General features: G+C 69.2%; 15 protein-coding genes and 1 pseudogene. 7 read left to right on the top strand and 9 right to left on the bottom strand.

Features of this window, described 5'->3' with window-relative positions; genetic code table 11:
* The coding region (locus tag QK444_RS04500) for a S8 family serine peptidase (protein ID WP_282777338.1) at nucleotides 1-1,605 on the bottom strand (1,605 nt) is incomplete at its 3' end.
* A 532-nt stretch (nucleotides 1,606-2,137) separates the two neighbouring features.
* Between QK444_RS04500 and QK444_RS04505 the strand changes: the two genes are divergently transcribed.
* Nucleotides 2,138-3,319, top strand: coding sequence for a cation:proton antiporter (locus tag QK444_RS04505; protein WP_282777339.1), 1,182 nt, complete (start codon nucleotides 2,138-2,140; stop codon nucleotides 3,317-3,319).
* Between the two features lie 131 nt (nucleotides 3,320-3,450).
* Nucleotides 3,451-3,726: pseudogene (locus QK444_RS04510) on the top strand (carboxylesterase/lipase family protein); the annotation flags it as partial.
* A gap of 41 nt (nucleotides 3,727-3,767) precedes the next feature.
* Here QK444_RS04510 and QK444_RS04515 read toward each other — a convergent pair.
* Together QK444_RS04515 and QK444_RS04520 are read right to left on the bottom strand one after the other, a co-directional pair.
* Nucleotides 3,768-4,520, bottom strand: coding sequence for an SDR family oxidoreductase (locus QK444_RS04515; protein ID WP_282777340.1), 753 nt, complete (start codon nucleotides 4,518-4,520; stop codon nucleotides 3,768-3,770).
* Between the two features lie 106 nt (nucleotides 4,521-4,626).
* Nucleotides 4,627-5,547 (bottom strand): LysR family transcriptional regulator, encoded by a 921-nt coding sequence (locus QK444_RS04520; protein ID WP_282777342.1) that lies wholly within the window; start codon nucleotides 5,545-5,547, stop codon nucleotides 4,627-4,629.
* Between the two features lie 152 nt (nucleotides 5,548-5,699).
* On the opposite strand from QK444_RS04520, the gene QK444_RS04525 reads away from it, so the two are divergent.
* Entirely contained in the window at nucleotides 5,700-7,511 is a 1,812-nt protein-coding gene (locus QK444_RS04525) for a hypothetical protein (protein ID WP_282777344.1), read from the top strand.
* Between the two features lie 33 nt (nucleotides 7,512-7,544).
* Here the strand turns inward: QK444_RS04525 and QK444_RS04530 are convergent, their stop codons facing one another.
* The gene (locus tag QK444_RS04530) at nucleotides 7,545-7,910 is read right to left on the bottom strand and encodes a hypothetical protein (RefSeq protein WP_029931897.1); all 366 of its coding nucleotides are present in this window, start codon (nucleotides 7,908-7,910) and stop codon (nucleotides 7,545-7,547) included.
* 364 nt (nucleotides 7,911-8,274) lie between these two features.
* On the opposite strand from QK444_RS04530, the gene QK444_RS04535 reads away from it, so the two are divergent.
* On the top strand, nucleotides 8,275-9,336 hold the full coding sequence (locus QK444_RS04535; RefSeq protein WP_282777348.1) for a hypothetical protein: 1,062 nt from the start codon (nucleotides 8,275-8,277) through the stop codon (nucleotides 9,334-9,336).
* Here the strand turns inward: QK444_RS04535 and QK444_RS04540 are convergent.
* Nucleotides 9,323-9,928 carry a dihydrofolate reductase family protein gene (locus QK444_RS04540; protein ID WP_282777349.1) on the bottom strand — a complete coding sequence of 202 codons (606 nt, stop codon included), beginning with the start codon at nucleotides 9,926-9,928 and terminating at the stop codon, nucleotides 9,323-9,325. The two genes, QK444_RS04535 and QK444_RS04540, sit on opposite strands and share 14 nt — an antisense overlap.
* A 256-nt stretch (nucleotides 9,929-10,184) precedes the next feature.
* Between QK444_RS04540 and QK444_RS04545 the strand changes: the two genes are divergently transcribed.
* Nucleotides 10,185-10,646: an SRPBCC family protein gene (locus QK444_RS04545; protein WP_282777351.1), complete on the top strand. Its 462-nt coding sequence runs from the start codon at nucleotides 10,185-10,187 to the stop codon at nucleotides 10,644-10,646.
* Nucleotides 10,647-10,658: 12 nt separating this feature from the next.
* On the opposite strand, the gene sigJ is transcribed toward QK444_RS04545, so the two are convergent.
* On the bottom strand, nucleotides 10,659-11,555 hold the full coding sequence (sigJ, locus tag QK444_RS04550; RefSeq protein ID WP_282777353.1) for an RNA polymerase sigma factor SigJ: 897 nt from the start codon (nucleotides 11,553-11,555) through the stop codon (nucleotides 10,659-10,661).
* 160 nt (nucleotides 11,556-11,715) lie between these two features.
* On the opposite strand from sigJ, the gene QK444_RS04555 reads away from it, so the two are divergent.
* On the top strand, nucleotides 11,716-13,908 hold the full coding sequence (locus QK444_RS04555) for an MMPL family transporter (protein ID WP_282777356.1): 2,193 nt from the start codon (nucleotides 11,716-11,718) through the stop codon (nucleotides 13,906-13,908).
* 106 nt (nucleotides 13,909-14,014) lie between these two features.
* A complete protein-coding gene (locus QK444_RS04560) occupies nucleotides 14,015-14,884 on the top strand; it encodes a methyltransferase domain-containing protein (RefSeq protein WP_282777358.1) in 870 nt (289 codons plus the stop codon).
* Between the two features lie 39 nt (nucleotides 14,885-14,923).
* Here QK444_RS04560 and QK444_RS04565 read toward each other — a convergent pair whose 3' ends face one another.
* From QK444_RS04565 to QK444_RS04575, 3 genes are read right to left on the bottom strand one after another with little or no spacing between them, the layout of a single operon-like run.
* Entirely contained in the window at nucleotides 14,924-16,141 is a 1,218-nt protein-coding gene (locus tag QK444_RS04565) for an aminotransferase class V-fold PLP-dependent enzyme (RefSeq protein WP_282777360.1), read from the bottom strand.
* 4 nt (nucleotides 16,142-16,145) lie between these two features.
* Complete coding sequence (locus tag QK444_RS04570) at nucleotides 16,146-17,465, bottom strand: pyridoxal-phosphate dependent enzyme (protein ID WP_143979849.1); 1,320 nt, start codon at nucleotides 17,463-17,465, stop codon at nucleotides 16,146-16,148.
* Nucleotides 17,462-18,901 (bottom strand): alanine racemase, encoded by a 1,440-nt coding sequence (locus QK444_RS04575; protein WP_282777362.1) that lies wholly within the window; start codon nucleotides 18,899-18,901, stop codon nucleotides 17,462-17,464. The genes QK444_RS04570 and QK444_RS04575 overlap by 4 nt, the downstream gene beginning before the upstream one ends.
* Nucleotides 18,902-19,059: the final 158 nt, after the last annotated feature.

The raw sequence follows: 19,059 nt of genomic DNA on the forward strand, positions 1-19,059 counted from the left end.
GGCCAGCGCGTTGAGCCTGCCGAAGCCGTACCTGGCACTGTGGCCCGCCGCGTCGTATCCGCCGCCGGAGCTGTCGATGCGATCGCAGGAGCCCTGGAGCAGATCCTTGACCTGCCGCCAGGTCAGCTCCGGACGCACCGACAGCACCAGTGCCGCGACGCCGGCCGCACCCGGGCAGGAGCTCGAGGTGCCGCCGAAGCTGTTGGTGAAATGTCCTGCGGCATCGCCCCATTCGGGATCGCCCGGGTTGTAGCCGTCCGCGCCGCGACGATCGACGGTCCAGATGCCCGGGGTGAGAGGGTCGGGATGACCGAAGGGGGCGTGGCCGAAATCGTTGCTGGGGAAGGCACACCACACGGCCTTGCCGAAATCGCTGTAAACGCTGCGCTTTCCGGTGTCGTTGCAGGCCGCGACGGCGATCACGGACGGGTGGCTGGCATAGCCGTCGTTGTCGACGGACTCGTTGCCGTTGCCCGCGGCGAAGCAGATGACGCAGCCCTTGCCGCCGCGGCCCTTGGTGATCGCGTAGTCGATGGCGAGCCGGGTGCTGGCGGGCATGGGCACCACCCGCTGGTGGGCCGGGTCGTCCGGCCGGAACCACAGGCCGTCGGCCGGACCCCAGCTGCACGAGATGACGTCCGCGCCGTGATCGGCCGCCCACTGGAACGCCTGCGCCTCCGCCTGGGAACCGAGTCCCGAGGCCAGGCGAATCGGCATGAGGGCCGCGTCGGGAGCCACCCCGGACGCACCGAGCGCGCCATTGGCGCAGGCCACGCCCGCGCAGGCGGTGCCGTGATTGTCGCCGAAGTCGGGTCCGGTGCCGAACGGGTCCTTCGGTCGCGGATCGTCGGTGCGCAGGGTGGCGTCGCGCGGGGCGACCACCTTGCCGGTACCGGCGAATTCCGGATGGTCGATGTCCACGCCGTCGTCGACGACGGCCACCGTCGCGCCGGAGCCGCGGGTGATGGCATGGGCCGCTTCGACATTCGCGTGCGCGTCCACGGTGACCCCGCCGATGACGGTGGTGCGCAGATGCCACTGCGGGGGAAAGACGGCCTTGCGGGCGCGGCGGCGAATGAGTTCGGGATGGGAGTAGATGACATCGGCGCGGCGCAGCAGCGTGTTCGCGATATCGAAGGTTCGCTGTCCGGTGCCTTCCGGCGCGGCGGCGAAGTAGGCGTTCTCGGCGTAGTCCACCCGCTGTTTGATCGACAGTCCGGCCTCGCGCAGCACGGCCTCGCAGTCGCGTGGATCCGCCTCGTCGACGAACTTCACGAAGATGTTCTCGGTGTACAGCACGGGTTCGTCGCCGACCGGATCCACCAGCACGTGTCCGGCGAAACGCACCTCGGGAGCGGCGTTCAGCCGTGTCTTGCGTTCCTCGACCGACCGGGATCCGGGCGGAATGCGATACACCTCGACCCCCGCCTCGGGGTAGGTCTGCACGAGGCTCGCGTCCTCGAGCACCCCGCTGACGGGCGTGCGCACCGACCCCGCCTGCAACGGCACCCCGCGCCCGTACCGTGCGCGCACCACGATCAGATCCGGACTCTGCTCGAGCTCGAAACCGGGTTCGTCCTTCGTCCCGAAATTCGCGGTAGGCATGATGACTCCCTTTCGCCCTGCAACCCCGGCCCCACCGTAGAACCTATCCCCGGCACATCACGGTGTACCGAGTACCCGAGTACTCGATTCGCGGCGGAGACCCGTCGTTACCGGGCGTCCGCTACCGGGCGTCGGGGACGTATCCGGCGTGGTGGGAGAACCGCCCGGGGCGGCGACTGCCCCGGGCGGCGGCGCGGCTACGGGATCAGCAGCCAGGCGAGGAGGTTGTTGATTGCCGAGGTGACGTCGTCGATGAAGCGCGGGATCATAGGTATTCCTCCTTCGTGAAGATGCGTTATGGAGCAAGGTGATTCGTGCGGTGATCGCTATTCGTTGCCGCGCGGCGAAAGGATGGCTACCGGTCGGCATTGGCCGGAAGTCGGTGGCCGACCAGGGCGTTCGGTTTGCAAAAACAACTTCTTTACGGAATCATTACCATCGAGCGAGCCGGGAGGTCTGGACGGAGAACACTCCGCGACAACGGCTGATGCCCCACCCGCCGCCATGACTGTGACGGGATAGCTGAAAGTAGATGGTGGCACACGAAACCGCGCTCGCACTCATTCAACTGGGCGCGGTCTTTTTCGGATTGGGACTGCTCGGACGACTGGCCGCGCGGATCGGCATGTCGCCGATCCCGCTGTACCTGATCGGCGGGCTGGTATTCGGCACCGGCGGGCTGGTCGAACTCGACCACATCGACGAGTTCATTCACCTGGCCAGCGAGATCGGCGTGGTGCTGCTGCTGTTGCTGCTCGGATTGGAATACAGCGCAAGCGAACTCGTCACGGGTATGCGCAGATCCTGGGCGGCGGGCGTGGTCGACCTGGTGTTGAACGCGACCCCGGGGGTGCTGGTGGCGCTGTGGCTGGGCTGGGGCGTGACCGGGGCGGTGGCCATGGCGGGCGTCACCTACATCTCCTCCTCCGGCATCGTCGCCAAGGTGCTCAACGACCTCGGCCGACTCGGCAACCGGGAGACGCCGACCATTCTGTCGATCCTGGTGTTCGAAGACCTCGTCATGGCCGGATATCTGCCGGTGCTCACCGCGGTGCTGGCCGGAATCGGCTTCCTCGCCGGACTGCAGTCGGTCGGCATCGCCCTGGCGGCGGTCACCGTGGTGCTCGTGGTGGCGCTGCGCTACGGCCGCTACGTGTCCATGATCGTGGACAGCGATATTCGCGAGATCTTCCTGCTCAAACTGCTGGGTGCGGCACTGCTGGTCGCCGGGGTCGCCTCCGCGCTCCAGGTCTCGGCCGCGGTGGGCGCGTTCCTGCTGGGCATCGCGATCTCGGGATCGACGGCGCACAACGCCGCCAAACTTCTGGAACCGCTGCGCGATCTGTTCGCCGCGCTGTTCTTCGTCCTGTTCGGGCTGAGCACCGATCCCAGCAGCATCCCGCCCGTGCTCGGCTGGGCCGTCGCGCTGGCCGTGGTGACCACCGCCGCCAAACTCTTCACCGGCTGGTGGGCCGCCCGCCGCGCCGGAGCCTCCCGCAACGGCCGCGCACGAGCGGGTGCGGCGCTGGTGGCGCACGGGGAGTTCTCCATCGTCATCGCCGGACTCGCGGTCGCGGCCGGTGCGGTACCGGCGGAATTCGCGGCCCTGGCGACCACCTACGTCCTGCTCATGGCGGTGCTCGGACCGATCGCCGCCCGCGTGGTGGAACCACTGCTGCGCACCTTCGCGCCGCCGATGCGGGTCAGCGCCTGACGGACCTCTCGAAACCGGTGCCGGAGAGCGCCCTGTGGCGCTGGCCCGTCGCCCCGCTCGACCGGCGGAGTGGCGGTGACGGTGTCACCCCGTGCCCGTCACATGATTCCCGGGTCCCCGCCGTCGGGCGGCGGGTCGCGGCGGCGGTCCACCGCTACCGCGTCGAACCGCTGGCGCCGGACGCGCCGTTCGGCGCCTGCCACTGCATCGACCTGCCACTGCTGTTCGGTGACGCCGACGCCTGGCGCGACGCGCCCATGCTGGGCGGCCTCCCCTTCGACCGGGTCGACGCACTCGGTGCGCCCATGCGCCGCGTCTGGGGCGAATTCGTGTGCTCGGGCAACGCCGACCCACTGCGCTGGCAACCGCACACCGTCGGCTCCCGCACTGTCTTCCCCTTCCCTTGATCACGAAAGGCCCACGGATACACAGCGCTGTTCCACCCGGGTCAGCGGGTGGTGTAGCCGCCGTTGGCGAAGATGGTCTGGCCGGTGACCCAGCCGCCGTCGGTGACCAGGAATTCCACCAGGGGGGCGATGTCCTCGATGCGGGTGAGGCGGCCGCCCATCGCCTGGGACTTGTGGAACTCCACCCGCTCCGGAGTCTCCTGCGGATAGAAGAAGGGGGTGTCCATCGGCCCCGGGGCGACATTGTTGACCGAGATGCCGCGGGCTGCGAACTCTTTCGCCGCGGCGCGGGTGAAGTGCTCCACGGGGGATTTGGCACCGGCGTAGGTGGAGTAGCCGTCGGTGAAGGCGGCCAGCAACGAGGTCACGACGGTGACGATCCGGCCGCCGTCCGCCAGACGCTTACCGGCTTCCTGGAGGAAGAAGTAGGCGGCCTTCGCATTGCTGTCGAACATCGAATCGTATTCGGCCTCGGTGGTTTCCACGATCGGCTTGCGCAGCACCTTGCCGACGGTGTTGACGGCGATATCCACGGTGCCGAAGGCATCGACGGCCGCGTCGAACAGCTGCCGCACATTCGCCGGAACGGTGAGATCGGCCTGGAATTTCACCGCCTTGCGGCCGAGTGCCTCGATGGCGGCGACGGTCTTGTCGGCCTCGGCCTCGGTGCTCGCGCTGTTGTAGTGCACCAGCACGTTCGCGCCGCGTTCCGCCAGGGAGTTGCTGATCAGCCCGCCGAGGTTCTTCGCACCCGCGGCGACGACCGCCGACCTGCCTGCCAACGTGTTGCTCATAGGTCAGTCCTTCGTTCGGAGTTCGGAGATCTTCCGGTACCGACGCTAGGAGTCGGACTGACAAATGAGAAACAGAATATTTGGGTGAACCTACAAATACTGCTTGTTAGCCACGCGTATGCGGGTTATCGCCCGTGGTCAGTAGATCGCGAATGGCCGAACGAGTATGCGGGAGCCACACGGCCTGCACGGGAGCCAGCGGCGGATGCTCGATCTCGACAACCCACACCCGATCGCCGAGTGCCGAACCGGGCGGCGCGGTGACGAAGGCGACCGCATCCGGATAGTCGAGCACGGCCGTCGCCGGCGTCGTGCCCTGAATCCGATCGACCACCAGCGCAGGCTCGAAACCCGCACGGCGGCAGGTGCTCAGAATGAAGTCGGTGTAGAACGACGCACCCGGTGGAGCCCACACGACGATTCGTTCCGTGCGCAGCTCACCGAGGGTGACGGTACGCCGCCCGGCCAGCGGATGTCCGCTCGCGACGGCGATCCGCAGCGGGTGATACGCGATCACCGCCGAGGCCAGGGTGGCGGGCACGGTCGTGCCCCGCCGCAGCGCCAGATCGACCCGGCCGTCCAGCACCGCCGCTTCGAGCTCCTTCGGAAACATCTGGATGGCCGTCACGGACAATTCCGGCATCCCCGCGCGCACCGGCTCCAGCACCTCGTGCACCTCCTCGCCGGTGATGGCCGGCGTATGCGCCACCACGAACGGCCGCTGCTGCGCCGCCGCCGCATCCCGCACCTGCCGCGCCAAGACCTGGCCCGCCGCCAACAACACCGACGCGCCCGCCCGCAGTGCCTCCCCCGCCGCCGTCAGCCGCACCTGCCGACCCGACCGATCGAACAGCGACACCCCCAACTGCCCTTCCAACTTGGCGACCGAACTGCTGAGTGCCTGCTGACTCACATGCAGACGCTCGGCGGCCCGACTGAAGCTGGCGACCTCCGCCACACACAGAAACTGCTGCAAACGCCGCGAATCCAGCGGCTCCCCGAGCGGCGACAACGCGGTATTCAGCATGCGCCGGATGCTACCGGCTGGTTCGGCGCTGCCCACCGCACCGACGTGCGGTTCTCGCCGTTCGCCGGACCGCGCTGACCGGATGCGCGCCCCACAGCCCACCAGCACGGGCTCCACGCCCTCCGAGCGTCCGCGCGTTACGGTGGGGCGGCATGGACACCGTCATGATCGAACCGCCGCGGGCCGATGTGCGCGCGGAATCGGTGCACCGGTCGCGGGTGCGGCCGATCGTGGTCGCGGCGGTGGGTGTGCTGGTGTTACAGCTGGTGATTCGAGGGTGGGTCGCCGGGTCCGGGTTCTTCTACTGGGACGATTTCATTCTGGTGAGCCGGGCGGCCGAGTATCCGGTGTGGTCGGCGGAGCTGCTGCTGCACGACCACGACGGGCATTTCATGCCCTTGGCCTTCGTCACCGCGTGGGTGGTGACGGCGGTGGCCCCGTTGGGGTGGACCGCGGCAGCGGCCTCCATGGTGCTGCTGCAACTCGTCGCATCGGTGGCCGTACTGCGCATGCTGCTGGTACTGCTGGGCGCGCGGTGGGCGGTGCTGGTGCCGCTGGTGTTCTATGCGTTCTGCCCGTTGACGATTCCCGCCTTCGCGTGGTGGTCGGCGGCGCTCAACGCGCTGCCGTTGCAGGGCGCGCTGGCCTGGGTGATCGCCGATGCGGTGCTGTTGACGCGGACTCGGCGGCGACGGTACGCGATGTCGGGGGTCGCGGTCTCGGCGGTGGCGCTGCTGTTCTTCGAGAAGGCGGCGATCGTGCCGTTCGCGGCCTTCGCCTTCGCGGTGCTGATCCGGTATCTCGACGGGCGGGCAGCGCCGGTGCGCACGGTGGCGCGGCGGGGTGCGGCGCTGTGGATCGGGTCCGGCGTGGTACTCACCTGCTGGTCACTGGCCTATCTCGCGGTGGTCGGGCTGCCCCGCGCCTCGGTCGGCAGTACCGAGACCCGGGAATTCCTCTCCGGGACAGCGGCATTGGACGTCACGCCCGCACTGTTCGGCGGCCCGTGGCACTGGGAGCGCTGGCCTCCGGCGACACCGTGGGCGGATCCGCCGGACTGGGCGGTGGCGGCGGCGTGGTTCGCGCTGGCCGCCGTGGTGGCGGTGACCATCCGCGCCCGCCGGCGCGTGCTCGCGGTCTGGCTGGTGGTTGCCGCCTACATCCTGCTCGCACAGCTGCCGGTGGTGCTGGCGCGCGGCGGGCCGAATACCGCTGCGGCGGAACTGCTCCGGTCACTGCGCTATTTCGCCGACTCGACGGTGGTGCTGGCCGCGGCGCTCGCCCTGATCCTGTCGGCGCACGCCCGCCGCAGCACCCGTGCGCGCCCCCGCGTCACCATCGCGGTGACAATGGTGTTCATCCTGAGCTGCCTGTGGTCCACCTGCGCCTTCGTGCGCTGCTGGCAGCCCAACCCGGCGCGCACCTACATCGCGAATACCGAGGCGGCACTGCATGGTTGGCGGCAGGAACCACTGCTGGAACAAGAAGTGCCGTGGCAGGTGCTGAACCCGACGGTCTATCCGCAGAATCTGATCAGCCGGGTGCTGTCCGCCGTCGCACCGGCGGACGCCTTCGCCACCTCCACGCCCCGGCTGCGGATGATCACCGACACCGGCGCGATCGTCGACGCCGAGGTCTGGTGGAACCGCAGCATCACTCCAGGACCCGACCGCGACTGCGGATACCGCGTCCAGGGCACCGCGCCCACCGTTCTCCCGCTCGACGGCCCCCTGCTCGATCACGAATGGACGGCCCAACTCAACTACCTCGCGAGCGGGGACGGCAGCATCACGGTCGCCCTGGAATACGGCGACTGGGTGACCGTTCCGATCCGGCGCGGGCTGAACACCGTCTATGTGCGTACGGTCGGCAGCGGCCGCGCGCTCCGGATCGGCGCGCTCACCCCGGGGCTCACGGTGTGCGTCGGCGTCGGGCCGGTCGGCGTCGCCTCCTGGGACAACTGAGTAGGTGCCGACCGAGCCGACGATCGAGGCGCATCAGCAAACCCGGGCCAGCGGCCGGCACACTACCCAACCGGAGCCGTTGTCGCGGCCGACCTGAGTCCAGGTGGTGGTGGTGCCGCCGGAGCTGTTCGACGCCTCGGCCTGCTCGCCGAAGGAGGTCGGGAGGTGGTCACGCCGCGCCCGATCCCGCTCGGCCCGCGACCGGGGGTCGTCGAACGAGTGGTGGAACCCGCGCGGGTCGATGTGATCCCATCCGGTCGAATCGCCGAAGTCCTTGTCGGGCGCGGCACTCGCGGCCCCGGTGCCCGTGATGAAGGCCGCGCCGGTCAGTGCGCAGGCGAGGGTGGCACCGGCCAGCAGTCGGCGGGCCCGGGTGGTCGGCATCGTGGTGCTGGACATCGAATTTGCTCCGTTCATACCGTTCGGTCGAATCGGCGGGCTGGGTAGTGGCCGATCGATCCGGTAGCTTCTTGCCGCTATTCAGTGGCGCGTTAACCAGTGTCACACCTAGGAGGGAACTCACTGTTCCCAGCACCGGGAAGATCGTCATCGGCCCACCGATGGCCTTTCACCAGGTGAAATCCGCCGGATGCAGCCCTTTCTAGGCAATCCGAAGAGTGACCAACAGCCCCGAGATGCGACCTTCCAGCTCTGAGAACACACCATTCAATGTGCCGCTAGACAGCGGTACATTGAATGCATTGAGGAGTTCCGACCCCTTCGGTGCGATGGCACGGAAGGCATCCGATGAACGGAGACTGGTATGCGCACTGCGAGACAGCGTGGCCGCACACCGACACTGCTGGCCACCACGGCGATCGCGGCCTCATTGAGCCTGATCCCCGCCGGTGTCACGGCCGGGTTCGCCGGTGGCGTATTCACCGCCGCGACGGCGACGGCCGCCCCGGGTGCCGACGGCTCCGCGGGTGACAGCGACACCGGCGGCGGGTTCGACGGCGGCGGGTTCGACGGCGGCGGATTCGACGGCGGCGGGTTCGACGGCGGTGGGTTCGATACCGACAACTGGTCGGACCCCTCACGTACCCCTGGAGATTCACCGGGCGGCAGCACACCCGGTATGGGCGGCTGGGACGGGAACGGGCCGGGTTTCGACGGCGGCACCGACGATGACCACGGATTCGGCGGACCGGGGGTGGACGGCCCCGGCATCGGAGGCGGAATCCCCGACGCCCCGGGGTTCGACGGCGGCCGTGGCGATGGACCCGCGTGGCAGCGGGATGACCACGACTCGGATGGCGGTATCGGTCACGGCACCGGCGGCCCCGGTCACGGCGACGGGGACGGACTCGACCTGCCGAACTTCCCGGTGCGGCCCGACATCCCGGCACAGCCCGCCGTCCCGGTACAACCCGGCGGACCATCGCAGCCCACGGAACCGCCCCACCCCGCGGAACCATCGGAGCCCGCGGCGCCCCCGCGTGCCGACCAACCACCGCAGCACGGAATTCCGGGGGGACCACTGTTCCCGTGGGACCCGGCCTTCCCCGGCGGGCCGTGGTTCCCCTGGCTTCCCCATCCCGGCTTCCCCGGCGGGCCGATCGACGACGGCGGGGATCACGACGACGATGACGATCACGATCCGGGCGGAAACAGCCTCGGCTGCACCGACTTTCCGCCGGCGCCACAACCGCGTCCCACCTGGTGCGACCCCCAGCACATCCAGGTCCCGCAGCTGCTGGTCCGGCCCGGAACCGTTCACACACCGTGGGGCGAGGTCGAGGTCCCCGTCGTGGAGTTCAGCGCTGCGGCATCCCACCTCGGCGCGACAGCACCGGCGGAGCGGCCCGGACTCACGAGTCGTTGAACACCTCGGCGAATCCGCAGGCCTCGCGACGTTCGGGACGGTAGCGCATCATCACGACGGCACTGTCGAAAGTGGTCACGTCCGTCAACCGGAGCCGCGAGGTGTCGACCGACGACGGAAACAGCGGTATGCCGCGACCGAGCAGAATCGGGTGTACGAACAGCCGATACTCGTCGATCAGATCGTTGGCGATACAGGTCGATGCCGTCTCGACGCCGCCGAACAGGATCACGGTGCCCCCGGGACCGGACCGCAGCGCGGCGATTTCGTCGACCGCCCGGCGACCGATCACCCGGGTGTTCCACCCGGGTGCACGCAATGTACGGGACAGCACGATCTTCGGCTTGTCCTTCCAGACCCGGGCGAAGTCGGCATAGAACGGCGAGAACGCGTGGTCGGAATCGGCCGTCGGCCACAACGCGGCCATGATCTCGAAGGTTTCGCGGCCGTAGAGAAAGGCGTCGGCGGCGCGGAACTCGTCCAAGAACGGTGCGCACAGTTCCTCGTCCACCACCGGCCAGTGCACTTCGCGGCCCGCGCCCTCGGCGAAGCCGTCGAGGGACATCTGCATCCAGAGCGCCACGCTTGCCATCACGCACCTACCTGTGTATCCGAGCCGAAGGGACACTGAAGTCTTCGGTCATCGCGGTGCGCGGCGCATCGGTATTCCCGCGGCGGCTACTTAAGTAGCCGAGTTCGTGCTCTGAGTCCCGCGCCGCCGTGGTGAGCGGTGCGCCGGACCGTTTATCGGTGCACCCGCCGGGTAGCCCGACCACTGTGTCGAAGGTATCGGCAGACGAAGATCCGGTCCCGTCACGCCGGGCGGGCGCCGGGAGAAGGAGGTTGCTATGAGTACCGTCACCGCTTCGACCGAGGTCAATGTGCCGATCCGGACGGCCTACAACCAGTGGACGCAGTTCGAATCGTTCCCCCGCTTCATGGAGGGGGTGGAGCGCATCGATCAGCTCGACGACACCCATACGCACTGGAAGGTGAAGTTCGGTCCGGTGGAACGTGAATTCGACGCCACCATCACCGAACAGCATCCGGAGGAGCGGGTGGCCTGGCACTCCGACGGCGGGCCGGAGCACGCGGGTGTGGTGACCTTCCACCGCATCGACGACACCACCACCCGGGTGATCACTCAGATGGATATCGATCCGGAGGGATTCGTGGAGAACGTCGGCGACAAGCTCGGCGTCCTCGACCTGCGGGTGAAGGGCGATCTGAAGCGTTTCAAGCAGTTCATCGAGGAGCAGGGGCACGAGACCGGGGCCTGGCGCGGGGACGTGCCACGACCGGGAAACTGACCCGATGCGGGCTCAGCGCGCCATGCCGATGAGTTTGTCGGGATTGCCGATGGTGTAGACGCATCGGATGCGCTCGGTCTCGGGATCGATGTCGAGCACGCCGACGCCGTAGGGCTCGCCCCGGCGGAAACAGACGACGGCCGGCTCACCGTTGATGTGGCCGAGCCGAAGGTCGAGATCGACCATGGTGCTCCGGACGCCGGGACCGGTGAGCAGGCGGGCGACCTTGGCCGCACCCTCGATGGGACGCAGTGCGGTCCGGATACGTCCACCGCCGTCGGAATGGAAGATGACGTCGGGCGCGAGCAGGTCCATCAGAGCCGACAGATCACTGCCCCGCTGCGCGTCGAGGAACCGCTCGGTCACCCGCCGCTGCACCACCGGGTCGGCGCGGAAGCGGGGTCGGCGCGCCTGTACGTGCGAGCGGGCGCGGTGCGCGAGCTGCCGCACGGCGGCCGCCTCCCGGCCGATCATGGGGGCGATCTCGGCGTGCCGGTACCCGAAGACCTCGTTCAGCACGAAGACCGCCCGCTCCAACGGGGTCAAGGTCTGCAGCACCACCAGCATGGCCATGGACACCGCCTCGGTGCGCAGCGCGGCATCGGCGGAATCGGCGTCGTCGGTGAGCAGCGGTTCGGGAAGCCATGGGCCGATATAGGTTTCGCGGCGACGAGCGATGTCCGACTGGCGTGCCAGGGCGGCATTGACCGCGATGCGCACCAGGTACGCGCGCGGGTTGGCGATCTCGCCCGTGCCGCGTCGCTGCCGCGGCATCCAGGACAGCCAGGTCTCCTGCAACACGTCCTCGGTATCGGCGATACTGCCCAGCAGGTTGTAGACCAGGGCGAACAGCAGATCGCGATGTTCGGCGAAGGTCTCGGTCGCGGTGTCCGCGGCAGCGTCGGTCACGTCTCCTCCTCTGACGGTGTCGAGCTTAGGAGGGCCCGCGCACCGCGAACTGTGACATGGCGACCGCATGTGATCCGCATCGCACGCCGTCACATTCACCGCTCCCACCCGTCTCTCATACGCACCACGGCATTGCCGCGGTCGACGGGAGGAGACAGAGGTGCTGGAGAGAACGACGAGCCTGTGCGCACGCCATCGGCGGGCGGTACTGGTCGTGGCCACGATCGCCGTGCTACTGGCGGGCATCGCGGCCGCGACTCTGTTCGACCGTTTGAAAGGCGGCGGATTCGATGATCCGGGAGCGGAATCCCGCGCCGCCGCCGACATCCTGAGCGAGCAGTTCGGCCAGGGTGAACCGAATCTGGTGTTGCTGGTGCGGACGCCGGGTTCGGTCGACGATCCGGCCGCCACCGCCGCCGCCACGGCGCTCACCGCGCGCCTCGGCGCGGAACCCGACGTCACCGGGGTGACCTCCTATTGGACGGCGGGCAGGCCGCCGGTATTGCGCGGCTCCGGCGGCGACCGTGCGCTGGTGATCGCGACCATCCTCGGCGACCCGGACCATATCGACGAGCGGATCGCCGATATCGCCCCGCGCTACGCCGGTGCCCACGACGGACTCGAGGTACGGGTCGGCGGCTACGCCATGTTGCAGCGGGAGATGTTCGAGCAGAGCGAGCGCGATGCCATCGCGGGTGAATCCATCGCCTTCCCGATCACGCTCGTCGCCCTGTTGTTCGTTTTCGGCAGTGTGGTGGCCGCGCTGTTGCCACTACTGGTCGCCATGGTCACGGTACTGCTCACCATGGGCGCGATCTGGCTGCTCGCCGGGGTGATGGACCTGTCGGCGCTGTCGATGAACGTGGTGACGCTGCTGGGACTGGGCCTGGCCATCGATTACAGCCTGCTGATCGTGAGTCGTTTCCGCGAGGAGCTCGCGGCCGGGGACGAGCCGGGTCCGGCCTTGGCGACGACCATGCGGTCGGCGGGACGGACGGTCGCGTTCTCCGCGGTCACCGTGGCGGTGGCGCTGTCGGGGCTGCTGTTCTTCCCGTTGCAGGCGGTGCGGTCGGTGGGTATCGCCGGTATCGCGGTGGCCCTGATCGCGGCGCTCAGCTCGCTGACCGTGCTGCCCGCCCTGCTGGCGGTACTCGGGCGGCGGGTGGACAAGTGGCGAATCCGCAATGCCGACAGCGAGTCCCGGGACGTGCGGGAGGGTCGCTGGCATCGGCTGGCCGTCTTCGTCATGCGGCGGCCCGGTACGGTCGCGGTATCGGTGATCGCACTGCTGCTCGCGGTCGGTTCGCCGTTCCTGGGATTGCGGCTGGGCTTCCCGGACGAGCGGTCCATGCCCGAATCCTCGAGCGCCCGGCAGGTCGCCGAAACCGTGCGCGCCGATTTCGACACCAGTGAGCAGAACGCGCTGACCGTCGTACTGCCCCGGCTCGACGCCGATCCGGGCGCGTATGCCGCGCGCCTCTCGGAACTGCCGCATGTGCAGCGGATCGACACCATCACCGGCGGCTATGCCGATGGCGCACAGGTGATTCCGCCGACGGCCGCGCACGCCCGGTACGGCGCGGACGGCGACGCCTTCCTCACCGTGGTGCCCGACACCGACGATGCCGGGACGCTGGAGGCGCTGGTCTCCGATATCCGCGCGGTCGATGCGCCCGGCGAGGCGCTGGTGGGCGGGGTGGCGGCGGTCAGCCTGGATGCGACCGACGCTCTCGTGCAACGGCTCCCGCTCGCGCTCACGGTGGTGGTCGCCGCCATGGTGGTGCTGCTGTTCCTGCTCACCGGCAGCGTCTTCCTGCCGGTGGTGGCGGTGCTGCTGAGCTGCCTGAGCCTCACCGCGACCTTCGGCTCACTGGTCTGGATCTTCCAGGACGGCCATCTGTCCGAACTGCTCGGGTTCACCGTCACCGGCACCCTGACCGCCACCGTCCCGATCATGCTGTTCGGGGTGGCGTTCGGCCTGGCCATGGACTACCAGGTGTTCCTGCTCGCCCGCATCCGCGAGGAGTACGAACGCACCGGCGATCCGACCGCGGCCGTGGCCAGCGGCTTGGAGCGCATCGGCCGCATCGTCACCGCTGCCGCGGTGCTCATCTCCGTGGTGTTCCTCGGCTTCCTGGTCTCCGACATCACCTTCATGAAGGCGTTCGGCATCGGGCTGCCGCTCGCGGTGCTGGCGGACGCCACCCTCATCCGGGGTTTCCTGCTGCCCGCGGCCATGCGGTTGGGCGGCCGGTGGACCTGGTGGGCGCCCGCGCCGCTGCGACATCTGCACGCCCGCTTCGGTATTCGGGAGGGTGAGAGCGTCGATACCGGGGAGCGGGTGACCGTGTAGCGCTCGCGCCGGTGTCCGCGCTTCCGGCCGTGGCGGGTGCGCCCGGTCGGAAACGCCGACGCCGCGTCGACTTCGCATTGAAAACGATGTTCAGTAGTATCGCCGCGTGACGATCAGCGCGCAGCAGCGGACCGGCAAACCGGGAACCGGAACGTCCACCGACGATCCGGCCGCCGCCGAAGCCGTATTCCTGGACGCGACCATGCGCCTGCTCGCACCGCTGGGCGTCACGACCGGCGACGTGGTCGCCGACGTGGGTCCCGGAGCCGGAACCGCCGCCGTCGCACTGGCCCACGCCGTCGGCCCGCGCGGCCGCGTCTACGCCGTCGACCTGGATCCGGCCATGCTCGAAGCCACCATGGCCGCGGCCCACGACGCCGGTGTGGGCGATCGGATCCGGCCGGTCCTGCACGATCTGGAGGACGGCGCACCGCCGCTGCCCGAAGCCGTCGACGCGGTGTGGTCGTCATGGTGCGTACACCACGCCCGCGACTGGGATGCCGCCACCCGGGCCCTGGTCGGCATGCTGCGGCCGGGCGGCGTGCTGTGCCTGGCGGAGGGCGGGCTGCCCACCCGATGCCTGCCCTGGGACACCGGCATCGGCCGCCCCGGACTGGAGATCCGGTTGGACGAGGCCCACGATCGGCATTTCACCCAGTGGTTCTTCGGCCGGGCGGGCGCGAAACGCCCCGGGCGGGGCTGGGCCGACATCCTCGCCCGCGCCGGGCTCACCGATGTCACCGCCTTCACCGAACTGGTCGACATTCCCGCACCGCTGCCCGTCGAGGTGCGCGGAGTGGTGCTGGCCGAACTGGCGGCGCGCGTCGGCCGGGCGGGACCGTTCCTGAGCGCCGACGATGCCGCCGCGTGGGAGCGGCTGCTCGACCCGGACGACGACGCCTGGCTCGGCCACCGTCGCGACCTGGCCCTGCTCACCGCCCGCACCGGCTGGCGGGGGCGCAGGCCGGGGGCGTAGGCCGGTTGCCCAAGCCGGTTGCACAGGCCGGGCGCGCAGTCAGCTCGCCATCTCTTCGCAGCGCCGCACCACCTCGAGCACCCGGTCGATCTCCTCCGGCGTGTTGTAGACGTGCGCGCTCACCCGCACCGCATGATCGTCGGAAGCCCGACCGGCCTGGCAGTGGCCGTCGGCGCGCACCATGATGCCCTCGTCGGCGAGGACGAAACCGAGATCGTCGGACCGGACCCGCGCGTGCCGGAAGGTCACGATGCCCTCCCGGCGCTGCACCGGGGAATCCGCGCCGAGGCTGTCCTGACAGCCCAGCACCCGCACCCCAGGCAACCGGGAGAGGCCGTCGGTGAGGCGGGCGGCGAGGGCGGTGTTCCAGGCCCCGATCTCGGCCAGCCCGGCCGCGTCGAGCCAGTCGAAGGCGGCCGCCAGACTCACGATGCCGGTCGTATTCGGCGTGCCCGCCCAGCCTCGCAGCGCGAAGCGGGGGCCGCGCCGATTGCGTGCCCACACCGCGCCGACACCGGGCAGCGCCAGTGCCTTGTGCCCGGAGAACACGACGAAGTCGACATCGAGATCCGCCACCGACACCGGCCGATGTCCCACGCTCTGCGCGGCGTCCAGGCAGATCGGCACGTCCGGTCCGACCGCGGCGCGCACCCGGTGCACGTTCAGGTCGACACCGAACACGTGGTGCACGTGGGTGACCGCGACGAAGCGGGTCCGGTCGGTCACAAGGGACGGCAGTGCCCGGTGGTCGTAGTCCCCGGACGCCGGGTCCACCGGCATCGGCCGCACGGTGACACGAATGCCACTGCGCGCCAGGCTGTCTCGCAGGTCCAGCCAGGGCCGCAGATTGGCTTCGTGATCACCGAACGGGGCGATGATCTCGTCACCGTCGACGAGCGACTCCGCCAGCCAGTCCCGCGCCACCGCCCGCAGCCCGTCGCTGGTGCCGCCGACGAACTCGACCGTCGACTCGGAGCCGTTGTTGCCCAGCGCCTGTCGGATGCGATCGCGGGCGGCGTCGATGCGTCGGCCGGTGGCGGTGCCCCACGGGTAGGAGCCGCGCCCGGCATTGGCGTTGCCGGTGGTGAGGTACGCGGTGACGGCGTCGAGCACCGCCGTCGGCTTCTGCGTGGTGGCCGCGCTGTCCAGATACGCCAGTCCCGGATTGTTCGCGATGATCGGGAACTGCGCCCGCAATCCCCGCTGCCAGTCCGCCAGGCGGTGCAGGACCTCGGCCGGATTCGTCATGGTGGTCATGGCATCAGTCCCGGACCAGCGGTGCGCCCGCGTCGCGCCAGGCCACGATGCCGCCGCGCAGGCTGCGCGCGTCCCGATGCCCCATTCTCGTCAGCAGCGCCGCGTAGCGGGCGGACTTCTCGCCGACCGGGCACACCAGCAGCACCGGCCGGGCCGAGCCGAACGGCAGGCCGCCGCGCAGCAGGTCGTCGAAGAGTTCGTCCACCATATTGATCGAGTTCTCGATATGCAGTGCGGTGTAAGCGAATCCGCCGCGCAGGTCCACCACCAGCGGACGTTCCCGCTCGATCCACTCGCGCGCCTCGGGCACATCCACCTGGACGGCGGCGGCGATCTCGGCGTCGGTCAGCGTATCCACCGAGTTGGGACGCGGCGGCTGCTTGAACAGGTCGGGACGGCGCTTGCGCAGATAGCTCATATAGCTCTCCACCCGATCGCACACGATGAACACCGCGGTGCGGCGCTCGGTGAGGGTGGCGTCCAGAGCCGAAAGATGACGCAGGGCACCGAAGTACGCCGCACCGGCGGTGGGGCCGCCCAGGATGCCGCAGCGGCGGTTGAGGGTGAGCATGCCGTCGATGGCCTCGGCGGCGCTCACCGCGTCGAGGGTGTCGTAGTTCTCCGGGTCGAACAGCCCGACCTCGTTGACCTCGTCGATATTTCGGATACCGGGGATGAAATCGCTTTTGGCCGCGACCAATCCGACCACCGATACGGACGGGTCGTGTTCCCGCAGCACACCGGCCACCCCCGATGACGACCCGGCCGTGCCGACGCAGGCGATGAAGACGTCCGGGGCGCGACCGTCCAGATCCTTGATGATCTCGGTGGCGGTGCCGACCCGGTGCGCGTCCAGATTGCGCGGATTGAAGTACTGATCGGTGTGCAGATAGCCGTTGCCCTCCTCGGTGAGCATCCGGTACATGCGAGTCAGCGGATCCTCGGTATCGGTCGGGTCCAGGCATTCGGTCTGGCCGGGCAGCTCCTCGATCTGCGCGCCGAGCAACAGCAGCAGATCCTTGATCTCGGGCACCCGCATGCGGTTGGTCACGCTCTTGAACGGCAGGCCGTGCATGGCGGCGATGACCGCGAGGGCCTTGGCGGTATTGCCGCTGGACAGTTCCACGATGGCGTCGCCGCGTTCGATGGCCGCGGGCAGGTCCTCGCGCACCATATTCCAGGCCGGGCGGTCCTTCACCGAGCCGAACGGATTGAGCATCTCCAGCTTGGCGTACAGGTCGATATGGCGCAGCCCGTGCACGGTCGGGTCGATCCGGACCAGCGGCGTATCCCCGATGGCGTCGAGAATGCTGTCGTACTTCATGAGCGGTTCCCTTTCACCGGCCAGTACTGTTCGTCCAGGCACCACGACCATCCGCCCGCGGCGCGATGGACCGCGACCGTGCGGGCGATGGGCTGCATCAGCGCGTGATCCGCCGCGAAATCCATGAAGTAGCCGGCCGTGTTCACGAAGGCCAGCAGATCTCCCGGCTCCGGTGGGCGGGGCAGCGTCACCTGACGGCGGGTGATCAGGTCGTCCTCGAGACACAGATTCCCCGCCAGGTACACACCGGTCGGCGTACCCGGGCGCGATGGCAGCAGCACCGGATCCATCAGCACCGCATGCTCTTCCGCGCTGATATCGCGCGAATTGGCCGCCAGCCGGACCAGCGGGTCGCCGCTGTGGGTGGTGCGCACCTCGGCGATCCGGGCCAGGGTGAGGCCGCACTGGTCGGCCAGTGCGCGTCCGGGCTCGATGTACAGGTCGTAGAGGTTTTCCAGCAGCAGCGTGGCGAACGACCGTTGCAGGCTGACGGATTCGCGATCGAGCAGCTCGTCCAGGTACCGCGCTCCGGCCGTGTCGCGGTAGGCCGGATACACGCCCAGCGCACCGCGCAGGGTTCCGGCTTCGGCGCGCAGGCCGTAGCCGTGGTTCTGCCAGGTCATGGGCGGGCGCAGGCCGAGGACCGCGGTGCCGAGTTCGGTGGTGTAGCGCTCCCATTCGCCGCGGTCGGCCAGATAGTTGACGCCGAAGCCGCCGCCGATGTCGATCGCGGTGGGGGCGAACCCGCGCCCCAGTGCCTCGTGCATGGCCAGCAGGCAGCCTTCGAGGGCGAGCGCCTTCTCCTCGATGCCGGTGGTGTCCAGGTGGTAGGACACGCCGAGTAAACGCAGCGCGGCCCGGTGCTCGTCGAGAACGTCGAGCACGTCGGCGAGTTCGCGGGCGTGCACCCCGAAACGGCTGGGGCGGCTGAGAATCGGCACACCCGGCGAGTCGAAGGCGGAGAGCCGGATCATCACCCGCGCCGGCGGCAGGCCGAAGCGTGTGACGATGGCGGCCAGTTCTCGCAGTTCCGCGCGGGAGTCGGCGTTCACCACCGCCCCCACCCTGGCTGCGAGCCACAGGAATTCGGCGTCCTTGGGGCCGGTCGCCATGATCCGATCGCCGCTGAACCCGGCCGCCAGCACATGCCGCAGCTCACCCAACGAGGCGACGTCCACCCCGCACTCCCCCGCCGCCAGCTCGCGGATCAGCGCGCTGGACCGGTTGGCCTTGTGCGCGAAGTACACCTCGCCGCTCAGCCGCCGCCGGTCGTACACCGCGCGATACTCCGCCGCGTTGGCCGTGATCTGCTCGGGTACAACGATATTCAGCGGCGAACCGAGCGCGTCCACCATGGCGGACAGTCGCTCCGGGACCGCGAGGACATCCCTGATCAGCTCGCTCATCAGCGGCGTCAGAACCAGCTCCGGCTTCACCTATCCAACCCCGTCCGAGCTCCGGCACCGCACCAGGCGCAAACCACCGTCTTGCTTGTAAATCCAGGGTAGCGACCAGTATGGAACCGGACCGCTTCTCACGACGCGAGGGGCAGCGAACGGGCAGCAGTCGCTCCCGGCGGCAAACTCGACCGAAG

Origin of the sequence: Nocardia sp. CC201C (assembly GCF_030010695.1) — a bacterium.
In the GTDB taxonomy this organism is placed as follows: domain Bacteria; phylum Actinomycetota; class Actinomycetes; order Mycobacteriales; family Mycobacteriaceae; genus Nocardia; species Nocardia otitidiscaviarum.